This is a genomic window from Neisseria sp. (assembly GCF_030523955.1).
In the GTDB taxonomy this organism is placed as follows: domain Bacteria; phylum Pseudomonadota; class Gammaproteobacteria; order Burkholderiales; family Neisseriaceae; genus Neisseria.
Genome location: NZ_JAUNHL010000056.1, coordinates 1 through 18098, shown reverse-complemented (window position 1 = coordinate 18098; position 18098 = coordinate 1). Strand labels below are relative to the sequence as shown.

Below are 18098 nucleotides of genomic sequence, written 5' to 3'. Positions count from 1 at the left end.
ATGTGCTTATGAGGTGCTGTTTCGAAAAACGTTGCGCTTGGTTTGACAATTCAAGCCAAAAAATCATCTTGGGTTCTCAAGCCAAGCTATGCTTCTTGCGCCAACACCTCCACCAGAAAATCCGCCACTGCGCGCACGGCTGGCGAGCGGCGCACGTCTTCATGCATCACCAGATGCAGGGTTTCTTCGTGCACCTGTGGTGCTGTGCCCTGCAATGCCACCGGCTGCAAGCCGTCGGCCGCTTGCACGCTGTCGGCAGGCAGAAAGCCGACGCCAAGCCCGGCGCATACGCCTTGTTTGATCAGTGCGAAATCGTTGCAGGCCAGCGCCACTGTGCCGCTGCCAATCATTTCTTGCGCCCAGCGGCTTAACGGGTTTTGCGTGGACAGGGTTAAAAATTGCCAATCAGCACGCGCGCTGCGGCGCAGATAGCCGCTGTCGGCATAAAAACCAAAACGCAGGCTGCGCAAGCGGCGCACCACCAAATCCGGCGCTTGCGGGCGCAACAGGCGCAAGGCGATATCGGCTTGGCGCTGGTGCAGATTGCGCACTTCGGCACTGCTTTGCAGCAGCAAACGCACCCTGGGCACCCGGGCATAAAGCAGCGGCAAATGCGGCAGCAACAAGGCCTGCAATACCACCGGCGGTGCCGTGATCGCCACTTCTGCCACTGCTTGCCGCTGTTCACACGCCAGATGTTGTAACACCTTCACATCCTTGGCCAACTCGCGCGCGTGGGCATACAGGCGCTCACCGTCTTCGGTAAGCAGATAGCGTTTGCCGATGCGGTCGAACAAGCGCAGCCCGAGCGCCGCTTCCAACTGCGCCACGCGGCGCGACACCGTGCTGTGCTGCACATCCAACGCTTCTGCTGCCGCAGTCAATGTTTCCTGTTCCACCAAAATCACGAAATGTTGAATGTCGTTCCAATCCAGAGCGGCTGCCATATCTTTCTCTTTGTGCATAAATCATCAATGATTGACAATTTATCTTGTTTTATGTGTTTTTAAAACAATTGATACTGCGACCATTCCACCGACACACAGGAATGATGTGATGAAAAAAACCTTGTCTTCCCACCGCACCGGCTTGTCGCCCGCTTGCCATGCGGCAATGAATACGTTGCCGAAGCTTGCCAATAACGGTTGGCCGGTACAGCAAACGGTGCAGCCATGAAAAAACTCCCCAAAAAATACGCCGGCATCGCCTTTGCCTTCTACGCCTCGGCCATCATGGTGTTGATCGTCAGCGGCGTGCTGGTGGCGCTCAACACGGGGGTGGACGCCGGCTACCCGGCGCGGCTGGCGCGTGCCTACCTCATCACCTGGCCGGTGGCTTTTGCCAGTTTGCTGGCCGTGCGCCCGCTGGTCGTCAAGCTGGTGGGCTGGAGTACGGGGGAATGACAATGTCCGTTGCGATGCACGCGGTAGTGATTGACCGCGACAACGGCTTTGCCCTCAAAGATGCACAAGTGCCGCTGCCGGCGGTGGGCGAGCAGGATGTGCTGGTGCGGGTAGACGCCGCCGCCATCAACCCGGCCGACCAGCGTCTGTTGGCGCGTGCGCGGGAAAACCCGGCCATTTCCATTCTGGGCTTTGATGCCTGCGGCACGGTGGTGCAAACCGGCGCAGCGGTGCAGCACATTGCCGTGGGCGATGCGGTGTATTACGCGGGCGATGTCTCCCGCGCCGGATGTTTTGCCCAATACCAAGCCGTGCACGCCGATCTGGTCGGCATCAAGCCTGCGCGCTTGAGCGCCGCAGAGGCCGCCGCGATGCCGTTGACGGCGCTGACTGCGTGGGAGCTGCTGCACGAGCACTTTTGCCTTGAGCGTGGCAGGCTGCTGGTGCTGGGCGGTGCCGGCGGGGTGGGGTCGCAGCTGATCCAGCTGGCGGCACGCTTGCCGGATGTGGAAATCATCGCCAGCGCCTCGCGCCCTGAATCACGCGACTGGTGCCTGCAACTGGGCGCGCACCGAGTGATCGACCACAGCCGCCCGCTTGCCGCGCAACTGCCCGAGGCCGTCAGTCACGCCGTGCTGGCCCACCACCCCGATGCCTATCTGAAAACCCTGCCGCCCTTGATGCAGCCGTTTGGCCACATCGCCTGCATCGTGCCCTTGGCCGCGGCGGCAGACCTCAACCCGCTGATGCAAAAAAGCCTGTCCTTTCATTGGGAATACATGTTCACCAAGCCGCTGTTTCAGCCTTCAGACAGGCCGATGCAAGGGCACATCCTCAACCAAATCAGCCGCTGGCTCGACGAAGGGCTTTTGCGCAGCACGCAAACCCGCTGCCTTGGCCCAGTGTGCGCACAGAACGTGCAGCACGCATTGGCGCTGCTGGCAAGTGGCCAGACCATCGGCAAGCTCACGCTTTCCAACCTTTAACTAACCGTAGAGAACCACTATGACCTACCAAGCCCAAGCCCAACAATTTCTCGCCGACGTGTTCGCCGGCAAACTGCCCCAAGCCCTGGCCGCCTGTGCCGAAGATGTGGTGTTCATCAGCACCCGGCCCGAGCCGTCGGCCCAGGTGCGCGCCTACGGCCGCCATCGCGGCCACGCAGGCGCCGCCACTTTCTTTCAGACATTTGCCGACATGCTGACGCCGGGCGAATTCGAAATCCACGACACCATCGCCCAAGGCCAGCACGTGGTGATGTATGGCCGCCTGAAACACACCGCCCGCGCCACCGGCCGCCCCTTTGCCAGCGACTGGGCGCTGGTGATGAAGTTTGACGAGGCCGGCAAGCTGGCGCTGTACCACTTTTACGAAGACACCGCCGCGCTGGAATGGGCGCTGGCGGTGAACGGATAAGGCCCTGCTGCTGTGCGGCATAGCCCGGCATCAGCACAAGCTTAACGCTACAGTTATGCCTGTCTGAAAGATTTTCATCATTAAATAGGTAAAAAGCTCCGGCACATTTGTGTCGGAGCTTTTGTTTTCGGGTAGGGCAGCGGGATGTTTAAATCACATATTGCCGCAATTGGGCATTTTTTTCCTGTAATGCCTTGGTGAAACAATTGAGGCCGGCAATGGCGGTTTCAGTAGCATCCCCGTTGCCTGCGGGTGCAACGTTACATTGGCTTCGGGTGGTGGCCAACCAAGTTTGCAGCTCGTCTTGCAGCTGTTCTCTCACTGTTTGCGGCATGCGGTCATTGAGATTGCCGAACTCGTTGAGTGCTTCCGCATTATTGGTTCTGGCTTCTTCCAAGCGTCGTTGCAATAACTGAGGCTGAACCGCATGCGCCGCATCACGCAATGTACTTACCCGGTTTTCGTTGGCTTCGGCCTGACAATTGAGATTAATGGTTTGGCGGACAGTTTCATTACCGCCGCTTGCCGCTGCCATTTGATTGCAGCGGTTTTCTTTGGATTGGTTGAACGCATTTTGATCGTTTCTCAATTGGTTGCGTACTTCAGCGTCCAGTCCTTGCCATAATTGATTGATGGCATTATCGGCCCGGTCATAACGAGCTTGGGCAGCCTCTAATGCTTGCTGGGCTTGTGCTTCGGCAACCGGATTGGGTGAAGATGCGGCAGCAGGTTGCTGATTGGTATGATCGGTAGTTGCAGGGATGGTTGCCGTTGGCAGTACGGCAGAGGCCGGCAGTGCTGTTTGCGGAGAAGAAGATTGCTGTTGCATCGCTTCTTCGCGTTGTTTGTGCGGATTGAGGAAAATAACGGCCAATGCAACGGCAACACCCAAGAACAGCATAATCAGGGCGATAAAAATATTGGGGCGGAAGATGTTTTTGTCTTTTGTTTTTTGGGATGGTATTCGTGAAGCGGAATGAGCCGGGCTTTCGCGGCGTGGCGGCTCGGAAGTATTGGAGGTGGTCTGCTCGGGCGGGTGAATGGATTTGCCTAATACTTTAGCTTTTTCAATCTGAAATTCTTCGTCAGTCAATACGCCTTGGTTGCGCAATTCGACCAAACGGAACAATTCCTCGCTTACAGAAGGTTCTCTCATGTATATGCCTTTGTTAAGAAAAGGTAATGTCGAAGATTATAGGCGGCGGCAAGAGGGCTGACAATCAGATTAAACTTTGCTTACACGTTTGGCGGCGGCAGTAGTGTTGTCGAGAAAATATGCTTTTTTCAAACGAGTTATTCAACTGATTGTTTTCCATTGGTAATAAAAAGAATGAAACCTGAAAGACAGTTTGTTTCTACCAACTAGGAGGCATTTACCTGTTACGCTTTTTTACCGTAAGCACAGAAGCAGAATAAGCCGGGTATTGAAGAATGCCTGTCTGAAAAGAATAGGCGGGCGGCTAGGGAAAAAATAAGCCGCAAGCCTTGAAACTATTGCTGCACACCCTATATATCGTTCAGAAACGAAGGGAGAATTTTCCCGTAATGAACTAACCCATTTACTTCAAAGGTAAAACCAATGAGCGAACAAAACCATCCGATTGAAGAAGAGCAGGCGAATGCCGAAGTGCAAGAGCAAGAAGTAGAAAATAACGAGCCATTAACATACGAAGAGTTGCAGGCACGTGTGGCCGAGTTGGAAGAGCAGCTGAAAGAAGAGCAACTGCGCACCTTGGCCAACGAGCAAAATCTGCGCCGGCGCCATCAGGAAGAAGTGCTGGCCACCCATAAATTTGCCGGCCAGAAATTTGCCGCCGAAATGCTGCCGGTGAAAGATTATCTGGAAATGGCGCTCTTGGATCAGAGCGGTAACTTCGAGGCTTTGAAAATGGGCGTACAAATGACGCTTAACGAATTGAACAAGGCATTCGAACACACCCATATCAAAGAAATCAACCCGCAGGTGAGCGAAAAGCTCGACCCGAACCGTCATCAGGCGATGCAGGCCGAGGTGAGCGAACAGGAACCCAATACTGTTTTGAAAGTGCTGAAAAAAGGTTACGAATTGAACGACCGCGTATTGCGCCCGGCGATGGTGGTGGTAGCCAAAGCGGCTGAATAATTCCGGTAGGCCTGTCTGAAAAATAAGCAGGCGGCTTTAAAATTAATTTATATAAGATTTTGATTTTAAGAATTAAAGTGTTGCGTGAAAAATTGAAATCCGGCACTTGAAATTCAAAAAAGATTCCCTATTTTGCAAGCAAGCTAAGACAGAATGCCTGTCTGAAAAAATATTCTGAATTTATTTTATTAAGGAGTTAGAAAACAATGGCAAAAGTAATCGGTATCGACTTAGGTACAACCAACTCTTGCGTCGCCATTTCCGAAGGCGGCCAAACCCGCGTAATTGAAAACGCCGAAGGCGCGCGCACCACCCCTTCCGTGATTGCCTACTTGGATGGCAACGAAGTATTGGTCGGTGCACCGGCCAAACGCCAAGCGGTAACCAACGCGAAAAACACCATCTATGCCGTAAAACGCCTGATCGGTCACAAATTCGAAGACAAAGAAGTTCAAAAAGACATCGATTTGATGCCGTTTGAAATCATTAAAGCCAAAAACGGCGACGCTTGGGTGTCTGCGCAAGGCAAAGAATTGTCTCCGCCGCAAGTTTCCGCCGAAGTTTTGCGTAAGATGAAAGAGGCTGCCGAAGCTTATCTGGGTGAGAAAGTAACCGAGGCGGTGATTACCGTACCGGCCTACTTCAACGACAGCCAGCGCCAAGCCACCAAAGATGCCGGCCGTATCGCCGGTTTGGAAGTAAAACGCATCATCAACGAGCCGACCGCAGCCGCTTTGGCTTTCGGTATGGACAAAGGCAATAAAGGCGATCGCAAAGTAGCTGTATACGACTTGGGCGGCGGTACCTTCGATATTTCCATCATCGAAATCGCCGATATCGACGGCGAAAAACAATTCGAAGTATTGGCCACCAACGGCGATACTTTCTTGGGCGGCGAGGATTTCGACCAACGCTTGATCGATTACATCATTGCCGAGTTCAAAAAAGAACAAGGCATTGATCTGAAAAACGACGTGATGGCGCTGCAACGCCTGAAAGAAGCGGCTGAAAAAGCCAAAATCGAACTTTCCAGCGGCCAGCAAACCGAAATCAACCTGCCGTACATCACCATGGATGCCACTGGTCCGAAACACTTGGCGATGAAAATCACCCGTGCCAAATTCGAAAGCTTGGTAGAAGATTTGATCGCCCGTACCATCGAGCCGTGTAAAGTGGCCGTGAAAGATGCCGGCCTGAGTATCGGCGAAATCGACGACATCATTTTGGTGGGCGGTCAGAGCCGCATGCCGAAAGTACAGGAGGCGGTTAAAGACTATTTCGGCAAAGAACCGCGTAAAGACGTGAACCCGGACGAAGCTGTAGCTTTGGGCGCAGCGATTCAGGGCGAAGTATTGGGCGGCGGCCGCAGCGACGTATTGCTGCTCGACGTAACCCCGCTGTCGCTCGGTATCGAAACCATGGGCGGTGTGATGACCAAACTCATCAACAAAAACACCACCATCCCGACCAAAGCTTCGCAAACCTTCTCGACTGCCGAAGACAACCAAAGCGCGGTAACTATTCATGTGCTGCAAGGTGAGCGCGAGCGTGCTTCCGCCAACAAATCGTTGGGTCAGTTCAACCTGGGCGATATCGCACCCGCACCGCGCGGTATGCCGCAAATCGAAGTAACCTTCGATATCGATGCCAACGGTATCCTGCATGTGTCTGCCAAAGACAAAGGCACCGGCAAAGCCGCTAACATCACCATCCAAGGTTCTTCCGGTTTGAGCGAAGAGGAAATTGAACGCATGGTGAAAGATGCGGAGGCCAATGCCGAGGAAGATCGCAAACTGCACGAACTGGTACAAAGCCGCAACCAAGCTGAAGCCTTGATTCACTCTGTGAAGAAATCTTTGGAAGAGCACGGCGACAAACTGTCTGCCGATGAGAAAGCCAAAATCGAAGACGCCGTAAAAGCCGCCGAAGAGGCTGTTAAAGGCGAAGACAAAGCCGATATCGATGCCAAAGCCGAAGCATTGGGCAGCGCCAGCCAAAAACTGGGCGAAATCGTGTATGCCCAAGCGCAGGCAGAAGCCGGTAACAGTGGTGACGCAGATGCCGGCGCACAAAGCGAGAGCACTGCTGCGAAAGACGACGATGTGGTCGATGCAGACTTTGAAGAAGTGAAAGACGATAAAAAATAATTGATGTTGTCTTGATAAAAAGCCGATCGTTGGAGATCGGCTTTTTTTTATTCGGTTGGATAATAACTTCATAGCGGATTAAATTAACTTTCGCGAAGACTCTGCTGGGCCTTAGCTCAAAGAGAGCGATTTTGTAAGCCGCTAAAGCGGCAACAGAATAGGTTCCGTACCACCTGTACTGTCTGCGGTTTGCTGTCTTGTATCGAAGTAATCGAATCCGCTATATATTCGGATTTGATCCGAGTATCTTAAAATTTTCTGATGACAAACTGTTATTAAATAAGTGGCCTCTCATGGAATGCCTGTCTGAAAGCTTAAAAGTTTTTCAGACAGGCATTCCACCATCAGGAGTAAGTTAATGAAAGCGGATAATCGATTGAATTGATTTGTACTGTTTGGCTCAGTCTGCATTCTGCTGCTTTGACACAAAAATAAGTTTCCCGGTTTTGCTCTTAAGGAATACTTTAAAAGTAGTCATTTTCGATTTAAAGTAGCATAATGTAGTTTAAGTATTCGATTTTATCCGGAATCTATATGTTATTTGCATGAGTTTTGGATGTTATATTGATGGCCTGTCTGAAAAGAGTCAGCGGGTAAATTAAATAAAAATAAAAAGCAGGAGCACAAACATGAATATCACGAGGCGCCAATTTTTTAAAGTGACGGCGGCAGGAGCCGGTGCGTCCGGCTTGGCTGCGATGGGCATGCTGCCGGGCAAAGCTTTTGCAGAAGTGCGGCAATATAAGTTGGCACGCGCCAGCGAAGCACGAAACAACTGCACTTATTGCTCGGTTGGTTGCGGTACCTTGCTTTACAGCTTAGGTGATGGTGCTAAAAACGCCAAAAAGAAAATTTTTCATATTGAGGGTGATCCTGATCATCCTGTCAGCCGGGGCTCTCTCTGCCCCAAGGGCGCGTCTCTGGTTGATTTCGTGAACAGCCCCAATCGTGTGCTTTATCCAGAAGTACGTGAACCGGGTAGCAATGAGTGGAAACGAATTTCTTGGCATGAAGCCTTAACTCGTATCGCCAGACATATCAAAACTGATCGTGATGCTAATTTGATTGTACAAAACGAAAACGGCACACCCGTACACCGCCTGCCCACATTGGGTATGCTGACGGCCTCCGCTTCTTCCAACGAAACCGGCATTCTCACGCAAAAATGGATGCGCTCGCTGGGCATCGTTGCCACGGATGCGCAGGCTCGGGTTTGTCACGGCCCCACTGTATCCGCATTGGCGTCAACGTTCGGCCGCGGTGCGATGACCAATACTTTTGTCGATATCCAGAATACCGATTTTGTAATGGTAATGGGCGGTAATGCAGCCGAAGCCCATCCGGTTGGTTTCAAGTGGGTAATCGAAGCCAAGAAAAAGAAGGGTATCAAATTATTTGTAGTCGATCCGCGTTTTAACCGCACCGCGGCGGTAGCGGATTTCTACGCCCCCATTCGTTCCGGCAGCGATATTGCATTTTTAGGTGCATTGATCAATTGGCTGATTGAGAACGATAAAATCCAATGGGAATATGTTAAAGCCTACACCAATGCCAGCTTCATCGTATCCGAAGGGTTTGATTTTAACGAAGGCCTTTTCTCGGGACACCACAGCGGCGAACAACCCGCTCCTGCCGGTAAAGGGGAGCAGCAGCCGGAAGTCAACAGCCGTCAGGCAAATGCGGCGTTTTATGACAACGAAACCTGGTTCTACGAGCAAGATGCCAACGGTTATGCGAAAACCGATCCGACTTTGCAAGATCCGCGTTGTGTCTTCCAAATGATGAAAAAGCATTATTCACGTTATACGCTGGATATGATGACTTCCATTTGCGGCACCTCTAAAGAAGATTTCCTTACTGTAGCCAAAGCATGGGGAGAAACGGCCGCGCCCAATAAGGTGGGTACCATTCTTTATGCATTGGGTTGGACGCAGCACACCACCGGCAGCCAGATTATCCGCACAATGGCCGTTATCCAGCTTTTGTTGGGTAATATCGGTATGGCCGGCGGCGGTGTAAACGCTTTGCGCGGACACTCTAACATCCAAGGCCTGTCTGATTTGGGTTTGTTGTCTACGGCCTTGCCGGGCTACCTGCCCTTGCCGAATGAAGACAGACACCAGACTTTCCAAGATTACATTGAAAAAAATACGCCGAAAGCCCTTCAACCTAACCAGATGAACTATTGGCAGAATACGCCCGCCTTCTTTGTGAGCTTTCTGAAATGGATGTACGGAGAGAATGCAACCAAAGAAAATAACTGGGGTTACGACTGGTTGCCCAAGTGGGATAAGATGTACGACATTTTGCAAATGGTCGAATTAATGTATCAAGGTAAGGTTAACGGTTTGCTGGTGCAGGGTTTTAATGCACAAGGTTCGTTCCCGGATGCCCACCGTGTTACCGAAGCCTTCTCGAAGTTGAAGTTTATGGTGGTGATGGATCCGCTCAATACAGAAACAGCAACTTTTTGGGAGAATCACGGAGATGCGCACGATGTGGATCCGGCAAAAATCCAAACCGAAGTGTTCCGTTTGCCCACGCCTTGCTTTGCAGAAGAAGCAGGATCGATAGTGAATTCTTCCCGGTGGCTGCAATGGCACCATCCGGGTGCGGAACCTCCTGGTGAAGCGCTGCCGGACTTGGACATTTTGGGCGAGTTGCACTTGCTGCTTAAAGAGATGTATGAAAAAGAAGGCGGCACTGCGCCCGAGCCGATTACCAAACTTTCTTGGAAATACGCCAAACCGCACGCGCCCACGCCCGAAGAAATGGCCAAAGAGTCCAACGGTTATGCCTTGGCAGACATCAAAGACAAAGACGGAAATGTTATCCGCAAAAAAGGCGAGCTGCTTGACGGTTTTGCCCAATTGCGCGACGACGGTACGACCGAGTGCGCCACTTGGATTTTCTCTGGTTCATGGACGCAGCAGGGCAACCAAATGGATCGCCGTGATAACACCGATACCGGTTTGGGCGTTACGCCGAGATGGTCGTGGGCGTGGCCTGCCAACCGGCGGATTCTTTATAACCGTGCCTCCTGCTCACCCGATGGACAACCGTGGGATCCTAACCGTATCTTAATTAAGTGGAACGGTGAGAAATGGACGGGCCCTGACGTACCGGATTTCAAGGCGGATGCAGCCCCGGATTCGGGCATGAATCCTTTCATTATGAACGAAGAGGGCGTAGGGCGCCTGTATGCGGCACGTAAGCTGGTTGACGGCCCGTTCCCCGAGCACTATGAGCCGTTAGAATCGCCGATCGGAACCAATCCCTTGCATCCGAAGGTAGTCCAATCGCCTGCCATGCGTTTGTTTGACAGTGTCAAAGACCGGATTGGTACGCACGAAGAATTCCCTTACGTCGGTACGACTTATCGTTTGACCGAGCATTTTCAGTTTTGGACCAAGTCGGTCAAGCTTTTGATGATTGCCCAGCCCGAGCAGTTCTGTGAAATCAGTGAAGAATTGGCTAAAGAAAAAGGCATTCAGAAAGGCGATTGGGTCAAGATCAGCTCTAAACGCGCATGGATTAAAGTACGCGCAGTGGTAACCAAGCGCATGAAGCCGCTTACCATTAACGGTAAAACCGTTTATCAGGTAGGCATTCCGCTACATGGCGGCTGGGTAAATGTATCCGGGCAAAAGCAGTTTATGGTGAATTCCCTCACTCCGTTTGTGGGTGACTGCAATACACAAACACCGGAATACAAAACCTTCTTGGTTAATATTGAGAAAGCGTAAGGAGCGGTATCATGGCATTACAATCATTAGACATCAAACGCCGTTCCGCCACGGCTGGCATCACGCCGCCCCCCGGTGTGCGCCATCCGGCAGAAGTGGCCAAGCTGATAGACGTAACGACTTGTATCGGTTGCAAGGCCTGCCAAGTCGCCTGTTCGGAGTGGAATGATATCCGCGATGAGATCGGTATCAATCACGGCGTGTACGACAATCCGATAGATTTGACTTCCAAAAGTTGGACGGTCATGCGCTTTGCGGAGGTGGAGGAAAACGGCAAACTGGAATGGCTGATCCGTAAAGACGGCTGCATGCACTGCGCCGATCCCGGCTGCTTAAAAGCCTGCCCGTCGCCGGGTGCGATTATTCAGTATCACAACGGCATTGTGGATTTTCATGAAGAAAATTGCATCGGATGCGGTTATTGCATTTCAGGTTGTCCATTTAATATTCCGCGTATCGATAAGAAAGATCATAAGGCTTATAAATGTACGCTGTGTTCCGACCGGGTGGCCGTAGGCCAAGAGCCGGCATGCGTTAAAACCTGTCCTACAGGTGCCATTCAATTCGGTACCAAGGAAGACATGAAACAGGTGGCGCAGGACCGTATTAAAGATTTGAATAACCGCGGCTTTAAAAATGCAGGTTTGTACGATCCGGAAGGTGTCGGCGGCACGCATGTGATGTATGTGCTGCAACATGCGGATAAGCCTGAGTTATACCACGGATTGCCGAATAATCCGGCCATTAGCCCGACCGTAAAACTATGGAAGGGATTGCTCAAACCGCTGGCTACATTTGGTATTGCCGCCGCTACGCTGGCAGGGTTCTTCCACTATATAACGGTAGGTCCCAATAAGGCCGAGGAAGAGGAAGCGGAAGTTATCGGCAAAGAAGGGGATATTTTGAAGCGTGAGGAGGATGCATAATGAAAGAGCGTTTGATTCAGAGATATACGCGTGCCGAACGCATCAACCATTGGATAGTGGCGATCTGCTTCGTGTTGTTGGCTATTTCCGGTTTGGCGTTTTTCTACCCCGCCTTTTTCTGGTTGACCGGTGTATTTGGTACGCCGCAACTGGCGCGGATCATTCATCCTTTTGTCGGCCTGATTATGTTTGTCGGCTTTATGGTGCAGTTTTTCCGTTATTGGCGGTACAATTTCATCGATAAAGAAGACGTGAAATGGATGAAGTCGGTGCCGCAAGTGCTGAACGGACACGAAGTGGGTGACACCGGCAAATATAACGGCGGTCAAAAAGGCATGTTCTGGCTGATGACAGCCTGTATGCTGGTGTTGCTGCCGACTGGCCTGATCGCTTGGCGCGCTTATTTTTCCGAATATTTTCCGATTCCCGCGATACGCTTGGCTTTGCTGTTCCATGCTTGGGCGGCGCTGGTATTGATTGCCGGTATTATCGTGCACGTCTATGCGGCGATTTGGGTGCGCGGCACCATCCGAGCGATGGTGGAGGGTGTCGTTACCCAAACTTGGGCGAAAAAACATCATCCGCGCTGGTACCGCGAAGTCATGGCTAAGGCGCAGTCCGAAGCAAAAATCGGTGATAAGCAGCCGCCGGAAGCCTAGTCTTTCGATAATGTGTACGCAACGGCGGTATTTTTGGTCAAAATACCCCGTCTGCGACATTTAAAATGTTTGCAAGGTGTTTAACCTTACTGCGTTTTTACCTCAAAAATCCGCGTATGCCGGTAATTGCCAACAGCCCCTAATGATGCAAACGGCCTGATTGTCAGGCCGTTTATTTATGGAGGCAGTAATCATGAATGCAGGCCAAAAATATGGATAACAGTGCACTTTATTATATGACCGTATACCGGCTATCGAATGCCTGTCTGAAAGAAACCGAGGATATGATTGCCGAAGAAATGCCGGTGGCTCTGGTTTATAACGGCATTTCTCATGTGGTGTTGATGGCGACTCCGCAAAATCTGGCCGAGTTGGCATTGGGCTTCAGCCTGAGCGAAGGCATTTTGGCGAAAGCCGGGGAGCTCTATGATGTAGAAGTCAGAACCGGCGCAAAGGGGGTCGAAGTTCATATGGAGATTGCAGCCGCCCGTTTTGCTACGTTAAAAGAGCGCCGCCGTAATATGAGCGGGCGTACGGGTTGCGGGTTGTGCGGCATCGACAGTTTGGCGGCCGCGATGCCGGATATTGCGCCTGTGCGCCGGACGGGCAAAACCGATGCCGATCAGATTGACCGTGTGTTGCAACAATTCGACGATTTCCAACCTTTGCGCAAGCAAACCGGAGCTTTACATGCCGCCGCTTGGGTGGAGGAAGGGGAGATCCGGCAGACTTTCGAAGACATTGGCCGCCATAATGCGCTGGATAAATTATTGGGACATCTGGCAAAAAACAATATTGATCGCGCACAGGGCTGGGTGTTGGTCTCCAGCCGGGCCAGCTATGAAATGGTAGCGAAAGCCGCTAAACTTGGTATCGGTTGTTTGGTAGCCGTATCCGCGCCGACCGCTATGGCAATCCGTCTGGCTGATGCGGCCAATCTAACCTTGATCGGTTTTGCCCGGGCAGGCCGCCAGACCGTTTATACACACGCTGAATTTTTAAATATGAAGTCATCATCTTATGCAAACATCTAGTCCGATTAAACAAGCCGAGCAGATTGCTATTGAAAAAGGCTTATTTTACAAACCGTTTTTTTTAGCACCCGTTAAGCAGATATTTGCCCAGCGTGCGGTTCGTTTTGATGAATTGGCGGCGGAAGAAAATGGCGATTGGAGCCAGTATCTGCGTTTGCTGGCTGCCTTGAGCCGTGCCCAGCAATACGCCGCGGATGCCTTGCCGGAAGAGCTTCCTCCGCTCAAGCAAGGGCATACGGTTTTGCCGGCGGCGGACGGCAGCCGGATTCCGTTGGAATTTTATCCGGCATTGCGCCGGATTGTCAGCCAAATGGCAGCGGCACAAGAGGGGCAATATTTTCAGACAGGCATTCAGCGCGCGGCAGACTTACCGCAGCAAGAAGCCGAAGCATTGGCCGCCCAGGTGTTGCAAGGCGAATATGCGCAAGAAGATGCGCCGCTGTTTATCTGGATACACGCCGCCTTACAAGTCGTCTGGACCGTTTGGGCGCAGCAATTGGACGACAAACAAGTCCTGCCGGTTACCGAGCGCGAGGTTTGCCCGTGTTGCGGCGGCGAAGCGGTGGCGAGCGTAGTATTGGCCAATGGAGATTGGAACAACTTGCGTTACCTGCATTGCGCCGTATGCAACAGCCGGTGGAATGCGCTGCGCGCCCAGTGTACTTTTTGCAAAGACCAATCCGGTATAGCGCTGCAAGAAATCCAAAATGCGACCAACGGCGCTTTGCGCGGCGCACGGGCGGAAAGTTGCGAGCGTTGCGGCCATTATCGCAAAATGTTTATGTTGCAATACCAGCAGTATGCGGAACCGGTGGCGGACGATTTGGCAAGTTTGGCATTGGACATTCTGGTGGGCGAAGCAGGTTATTTGCGCGGCGGCCACAACCCGTTCTTACCAATAGAATAGAAGCACTTCAAATAAATGTAAAAAGCGGGTAAATTGCTATTCTTTAAATCCTTTCATGCAGAAACAGAAAAATGGAACGTTTTCCCAAATCCTCAAAGCTTGATCATGTTTGCTACGATATCCGCGGTCCGGTGCACCGCGAAGCCATCCGCTTGGAAGAGGAAGGGCATAAAATCCTCAAGCTGAATATCGGAAATCCCGCACCGTTTGGTTTTGAAGCGCCGGATGAGGTGTTGGTAGACGTGATCCGTAATCTGCCGACGGCTCAGGGCTATTGCGATTCCAAAGGGCTGTATTCTGCGCGCAAGGCAGTCGTGCATTATTACCAGACCAAAAATGTGATGGATGTGGGCGTAAACGACGTCTACATCGGCAACGGCGTGTCCGAGCTGATTACCATGTCTATGCAGGCACTGCTCAATGACGGCGACGAAATCCTCATCCCTGCTCCCGATTACCCTTTGTGGACGGCGGCCGCGACGCTGGCGGGCGGTACGGTACGCCATTATTTGTGTGACGAAGAAGCGGACTGGTTTCCCGATTTAGATGATATTCGCGCCAAAATCAGCCCGAAAACCAAAGCCATCGTAATCATCAATCCGAATAATCCCACTGGAGCAGTGTATAGCAAAGAATTACTGTTAGAGATTGCCGAAATCGCGCGGCGACATAACCTGATGATTTTTGCTGACGAGATTTACGACAAAATCCTGTACGACGGTGCCGTACATCACCATATGGCCGCATTGGCGCCCGATGTGTTGACCGTTACTTTCAACGGCCTGTCCAAAGCCTACCGTGTGGCCGGTTTCCGCATGGGCTGGATGGTGTTGAGCGGGCCGAAAAAGCAGGCGGCAGGTTATATCGAAGGTTTGGATATGCTGGCCTCGATGCGCTTGTGTGCCAATACGCCGATGCAGCACGCCATTCAGACTGCGTTAGGAGGTTATCAGAGTATTAATGAGTTGATTCTGCCCGGAGGACGCTTAGTGGAGCAGAGGAATAAAGCCTATGAAATGCTTACCCAAATTCCGGGCATCACTTGCGTGAAGCCGAAAGGGGCGATGTATCTATTTCCGAAAATCGATACCGAGCGCTACGGAATTCGAGATGATATGCGATTCGTATTGGATTTGTTGTTGCAAGAGAAAGTGTTGCTGGTACAAGGCACCGGTTTTAATTGGATACGCCCGGATCATTTCCGTATTGTGACTTTGCCTCACGTACATCAGATTGAAGAAGCCATGAACAAGCTGGCGCGGTTCTTGCAGGATTACCGACAATAAATGCTAAGTATTTCGAACAGACTAAACAACAATCAGCCTGATAGTACGAGCATTGGGCTGATTTTTTTTTGGCATTACGCTGCTTGAGTGTACTTAAGCAGCCACGTTTTGGCAGTATCGCGAATTAACTTAACTTTCGCGAAGGCTCTGCTGCGCCAAAGCTCAAAGAGAACGATCTTGTAAGCCGCTAAAGCGGCAACAGAATCGGTTCCGTACGTGTGTACTGTCTGCGACTTGCTGTCTTGTATCGAAGTAATTAAATCCGCTATAGCTTCGGTATGCGGTTATTTTCTTACGAACATTGGCGTGATGATTGAACCATTCGGATTCTTCGGTGTTGAACGGGCGTGCATTTTCTGGAAAAACGGCGTATATAGAGCGAGGTATGTTTTGAGAGCCAACATAAAATCACGGTTTTGTATACCTTTAGACACTGTGGCAACAGTGCCTGTCTGAAAGAATACATGGTTACTTAATGACGGTCATCATCATGAGTAGAAAAACTAAATTTTATTGAAATAAACGAAGCTATTTAAAAGTAAATTTTATTGTTTATTGCTAGGAGCTTATTAATGTAGATTTTGTTGGGGTAAATAATTATTAGCATATAATCAAAATATTTAAACTTAATAATCAAGCATATATTATAAATTATTGGAAATATGCATAAATTTGATTGCGTTAAATTAACGACGCTTGTACATTTCACGGTCTTTTGCATATTTTATGTAAAAAATCGGGTAAATTATAAAGGCGTTAAATATGTTGAATATTGATCCTACCGAGTTGAACGACTCGAAACCGCTTCGTAAACAGAAGTTCTATGAAATTTTATATGTGCAGGTAATTTTCGCCATTGTAGTGGGTATCCTGCTTGGGCATTTCATGCCTGAATTGGGTACGAGCATGAAGCCTTTGGGCGATGCTTTCATTAAACTTGTGAAAATGATCATTGCCCCGGTTATTTTTATTACGGTTGTAACCGGTATCGCCGGTATGAATAACATGAAAACCATGGGAAGGGTGGCCAGTAAGGCATTTATTTACTTCCTGACGTTTTCTACACTGGCACTGATTGTCGGCATGGTCGTGGCTAATGTGATTCAACCCGGAGCGGGCTTGAATATTGATCCTGCCACGCTCAACAGTAAGGATTTGACCAAGGTTGCCGATTATGCCGGTAAAGCCAAGGAATCATCTATTACCGATTTTCTAATGAATATTATCCCAACTACCATCGTCAGCCCGCTGACGGAAGGTAATATTCTGCAAGTGTTGTTTGTATCCGTGCTGTTTGGTGTTTCATTGGCTTCAGTAGGGGATAAGGCTCGTCCTATTGTGAATTTGTTTCAGGAACTGTCCGCGCCGATTTTCAAAATGGTTGCCATTTTGATGAAAGTTGCGCCGATCGGTGCGTTTGGCGCGATGGCGTTTACCATTGGCCGGTATGGCATCAGTTCGATCAGTAATCTGTTTATGCTGGTGGCGACTTTCTATCTTACGTCGATATTGTTTGTAGTTGTTATTTTAGGCATAGTGGCGCGCTATAACGGTTTCTCGATTCTGAAAATGATCCGCTATATTAAAGAAGAAATGTGGCTGGTATTGGGAACCTCTTCTTCGGAAGCCGCTTTGCCGACACTGATGCAGAAAATGCACCGTGCGGGTTGTGAAAAATCAGTAGTGGGCTTGGTTGTGCCGACCGGATATTCCTTCAATCTGGATGGTACCAATATCTATATGACTATGGCGGCGCTGTTTATTGCCCAGTCGATGAATATCGAGCTTAGCTTGTCGGATCAAATTACATTGTTGTTGGTGGCTATGTTGAGTTCTAAAGGCGCGGCCGGTGTTACCGGGGCGGGTTTTATCACATTGGCAGCCACCTTGTCTGTGATTCCTACTGTGCCGGTGGAAGGCATGGCGCTAATCTTGGGTATCGACCGGTTCATGTCGGAATGCCGTGCGTTGACCAATTTGGCAGGTAATGCTTGTGCTACCATTGTGGTGGCACGTTGGGAGAATGCTTTGGATAAAGAGCAGTTATGTGCTGCTTTGGATGGCAAAATTTCGAATGATATAAGCGCAGAACATTAAAGACTAAACCAATAAAAAGCCACCCGTACAATCGGGTGGTTTTTTGTAATGGATTCAATTCAAACCGCTATAGCGCATTAATTTATAGTGGATTTAAAATAAAACTCCGAGATTGGAGCGCGGACGTCCCCGTCCGCAAAATATCCAGAATCATACATAAAAAGCGGACGAAAACGTCCGCGCTCTACCGGACATTTTATTTGAATCGACTATAACTTTCATTACGGCGTTGCTGCATCTTGTCTTACTACTTGTATTGTCTGCGGCTTGCTGCCTTGCATCGAAGTAATGAAATTCGCTATATATAGTCAATTAAAATAAGAACTCCGTAGCAATGCAGTCATAAAATCTCCCA

General features: G+C 50.4%; 14 protein-coding genes. 12 read left to right on the top strand and 2 right to left on the bottom strand.

Annotation, left to right across the window (positions count from 1 at the left end; all coding sequences use genetic code 11):
* Positions 1-86: 86 nt before the first annotated feature.
* Positions 87-947: a LysR family transcriptional regulator gene (locus Q4C79_RS10785; protein WP_303091024.1), complete on the bottom strand. Its 861-nt coding sequence runs from the start codon at positions 945-947 to the stop codon at positions 87-89.
* A 225-nt stretch (positions 948-1172) separates the two neighbouring features.
* Between Q4C79_RS10785 and Q4C79_RS10780 the strand changes: the two genes are divergently transcribed.
* The 3 genes from Q4C79_RS10780 to Q4C79_RS10770 are packed head-to-tail and all read left to right on the top strand — an operon-like array spanning position 1173 to position 2819.
* Complete coding sequence (locus tag Q4C79_RS10780; protein ID WP_085365696.1) at positions 1173-1403, top strand: DUF2798 domain-containing protein; 231 nt, start codon at positions 1173-1175, stop codon at positions 1401-1403.
* On the top strand, positions 1400-2389 hold the full coding sequence (locus Q4C79_RS10775; protein WP_303091023.1) for a zinc-binding alcohol dehydrogenase family protein: 990 nt from the start codon (positions 1400-1402) through the stop codon (positions 2387-2389). The genes Q4C79_RS10780 and Q4C79_RS10775 overlap by 4 nt, the downstream gene beginning before the upstream one ends.
* A gap of 19 nt (positions 2390-2408) precedes the next feature.
* Complete coding sequence (locus Q4C79_RS10770; protein WP_303091022.1) at positions 2409-2819, top strand: nuclear transport factor 2 family protein; 411 nt, start codon at positions 2409-2411, stop codon at positions 2817-2819.
* A gap of 148 nt (positions 2820-2967) precedes the next feature.
* Here Q4C79_RS10770 and Q4C79_RS10765 read toward each other — a convergent pair whose 3' ends face one another.
* Positions 2968-3975 carry an SHOCT domain-containing protein gene (locus tag Q4C79_RS10765; protein WP_303091021.1) on the bottom strand — a complete coding sequence of 336 codons (1008 nt, stop codon included), beginning with the start codon at positions 3973-3975 and terminating at the stop codon, positions 2968-2970.
* 423 nt (positions 3976-4398) lie between these two features.
* Here Q4C79_RS10765 and grpE point away from each other — a divergent pair, with 423 nt between their 5' ends.
* The 9 genes from grpE to Q4C79_RS10720 all read left to right on the top strand — a co-directional run bounded on the left by grpE (position 4399) and on the right by Q4C79_RS10720 (position 17743).
* Complete coding sequence (gene grpE, locus Q4C79_RS10760) at positions 4399-4941, top strand: nucleotide exchange factor GrpE (protein ID WP_303091020.1); 543 nt, start codon at positions 4399-4401, stop codon at positions 4939-4941.
* A 206-nt stretch (positions 4942-5147) separates the two neighbouring features.
* Entirely contained in the window at positions 5148-7088 is a 1941-nt protein-coding gene (gene dnaK, locus Q4C79_RS10755; RefSeq protein ID WP_303091019.1) for a molecular chaperone DnaK, read from the top strand.
* Between the two features lie 629 nt (positions 7089-7717).
* Positions 7718-10834, top strand: a complete 3117-nt coding sequence (gene fdnG / locus Q4C79_RS10750; RefSeq protein ID WP_303091018.1) for a formate dehydrogenase-N subunit alpha — start codon at positions 7718-7720, stop codon at positions 10832-10834.
* 11 nt (positions 10835-10845) lie between these two features.
* Positions 10846-11760: a formate dehydrogenase subunit beta gene (fdxH, locus tag Q4C79_RS10745; protein WP_303091017.1), complete on the top strand. Its 915-nt coding sequence runs from the start codon at positions 10846-10848 to the stop codon at positions 11758-11760.
* Positions 11760-12419, top strand: coding sequence for a formate dehydrogenase subunit gamma (locus Q4C79_RS10740; protein WP_303091016.1), 660 nt, complete (start codon positions 11760-11762; stop codon positions 12417-12419). The genes fdxH and Q4C79_RS10740 overlap by 1 nt, the downstream gene beginning before the upstream one ends.
* A gap of 212 nt (positions 12420-12631) precedes the next feature.
* On the top strand, positions 12632-13453 hold the full coding sequence (gene fdhD / locus Q4C79_RS10735) for a formate dehydrogenase accessory sulfurtransferase FdhD (protein WP_303091015.1): 822 nt from the start codon (positions 12632-12634) through the stop codon (positions 13451-13453).
* Positions 13440-14360 (top strand): formate dehydrogenase accessory protein FdhE, encoded by a 921-nt coding sequence (locus tag Q4C79_RS10730; RefSeq protein WP_303091014.1) that lies wholly within the window; start codon positions 13440-13442, stop codon positions 14358-14360. The genes fdhD and Q4C79_RS10730 overlap by 14 nt, the downstream gene beginning before the upstream one ends.
* A gap of 71 nt (positions 14361-14431) precedes the next feature.
* A complete protein-coding gene (locus Q4C79_RS10725) occupies positions 14432-15646 on the top strand; it encodes a pyridoxal phosphate-dependent aminotransferase (RefSeq protein WP_303091013.1) in 1215 nt (404 codons plus the stop codon).
* 762 nt (positions 15647-16408) lie between these two features.
* Entirely contained in the window at positions 16409-17743 is a 1335-nt protein-coding gene (locus Q4C79_RS10720) for a dicarboxylate/amino acid:cation symporter (protein WP_303091012.1), read from the top strand.
* Positions 17744-18098: the final 355 nt, after the last annotated feature.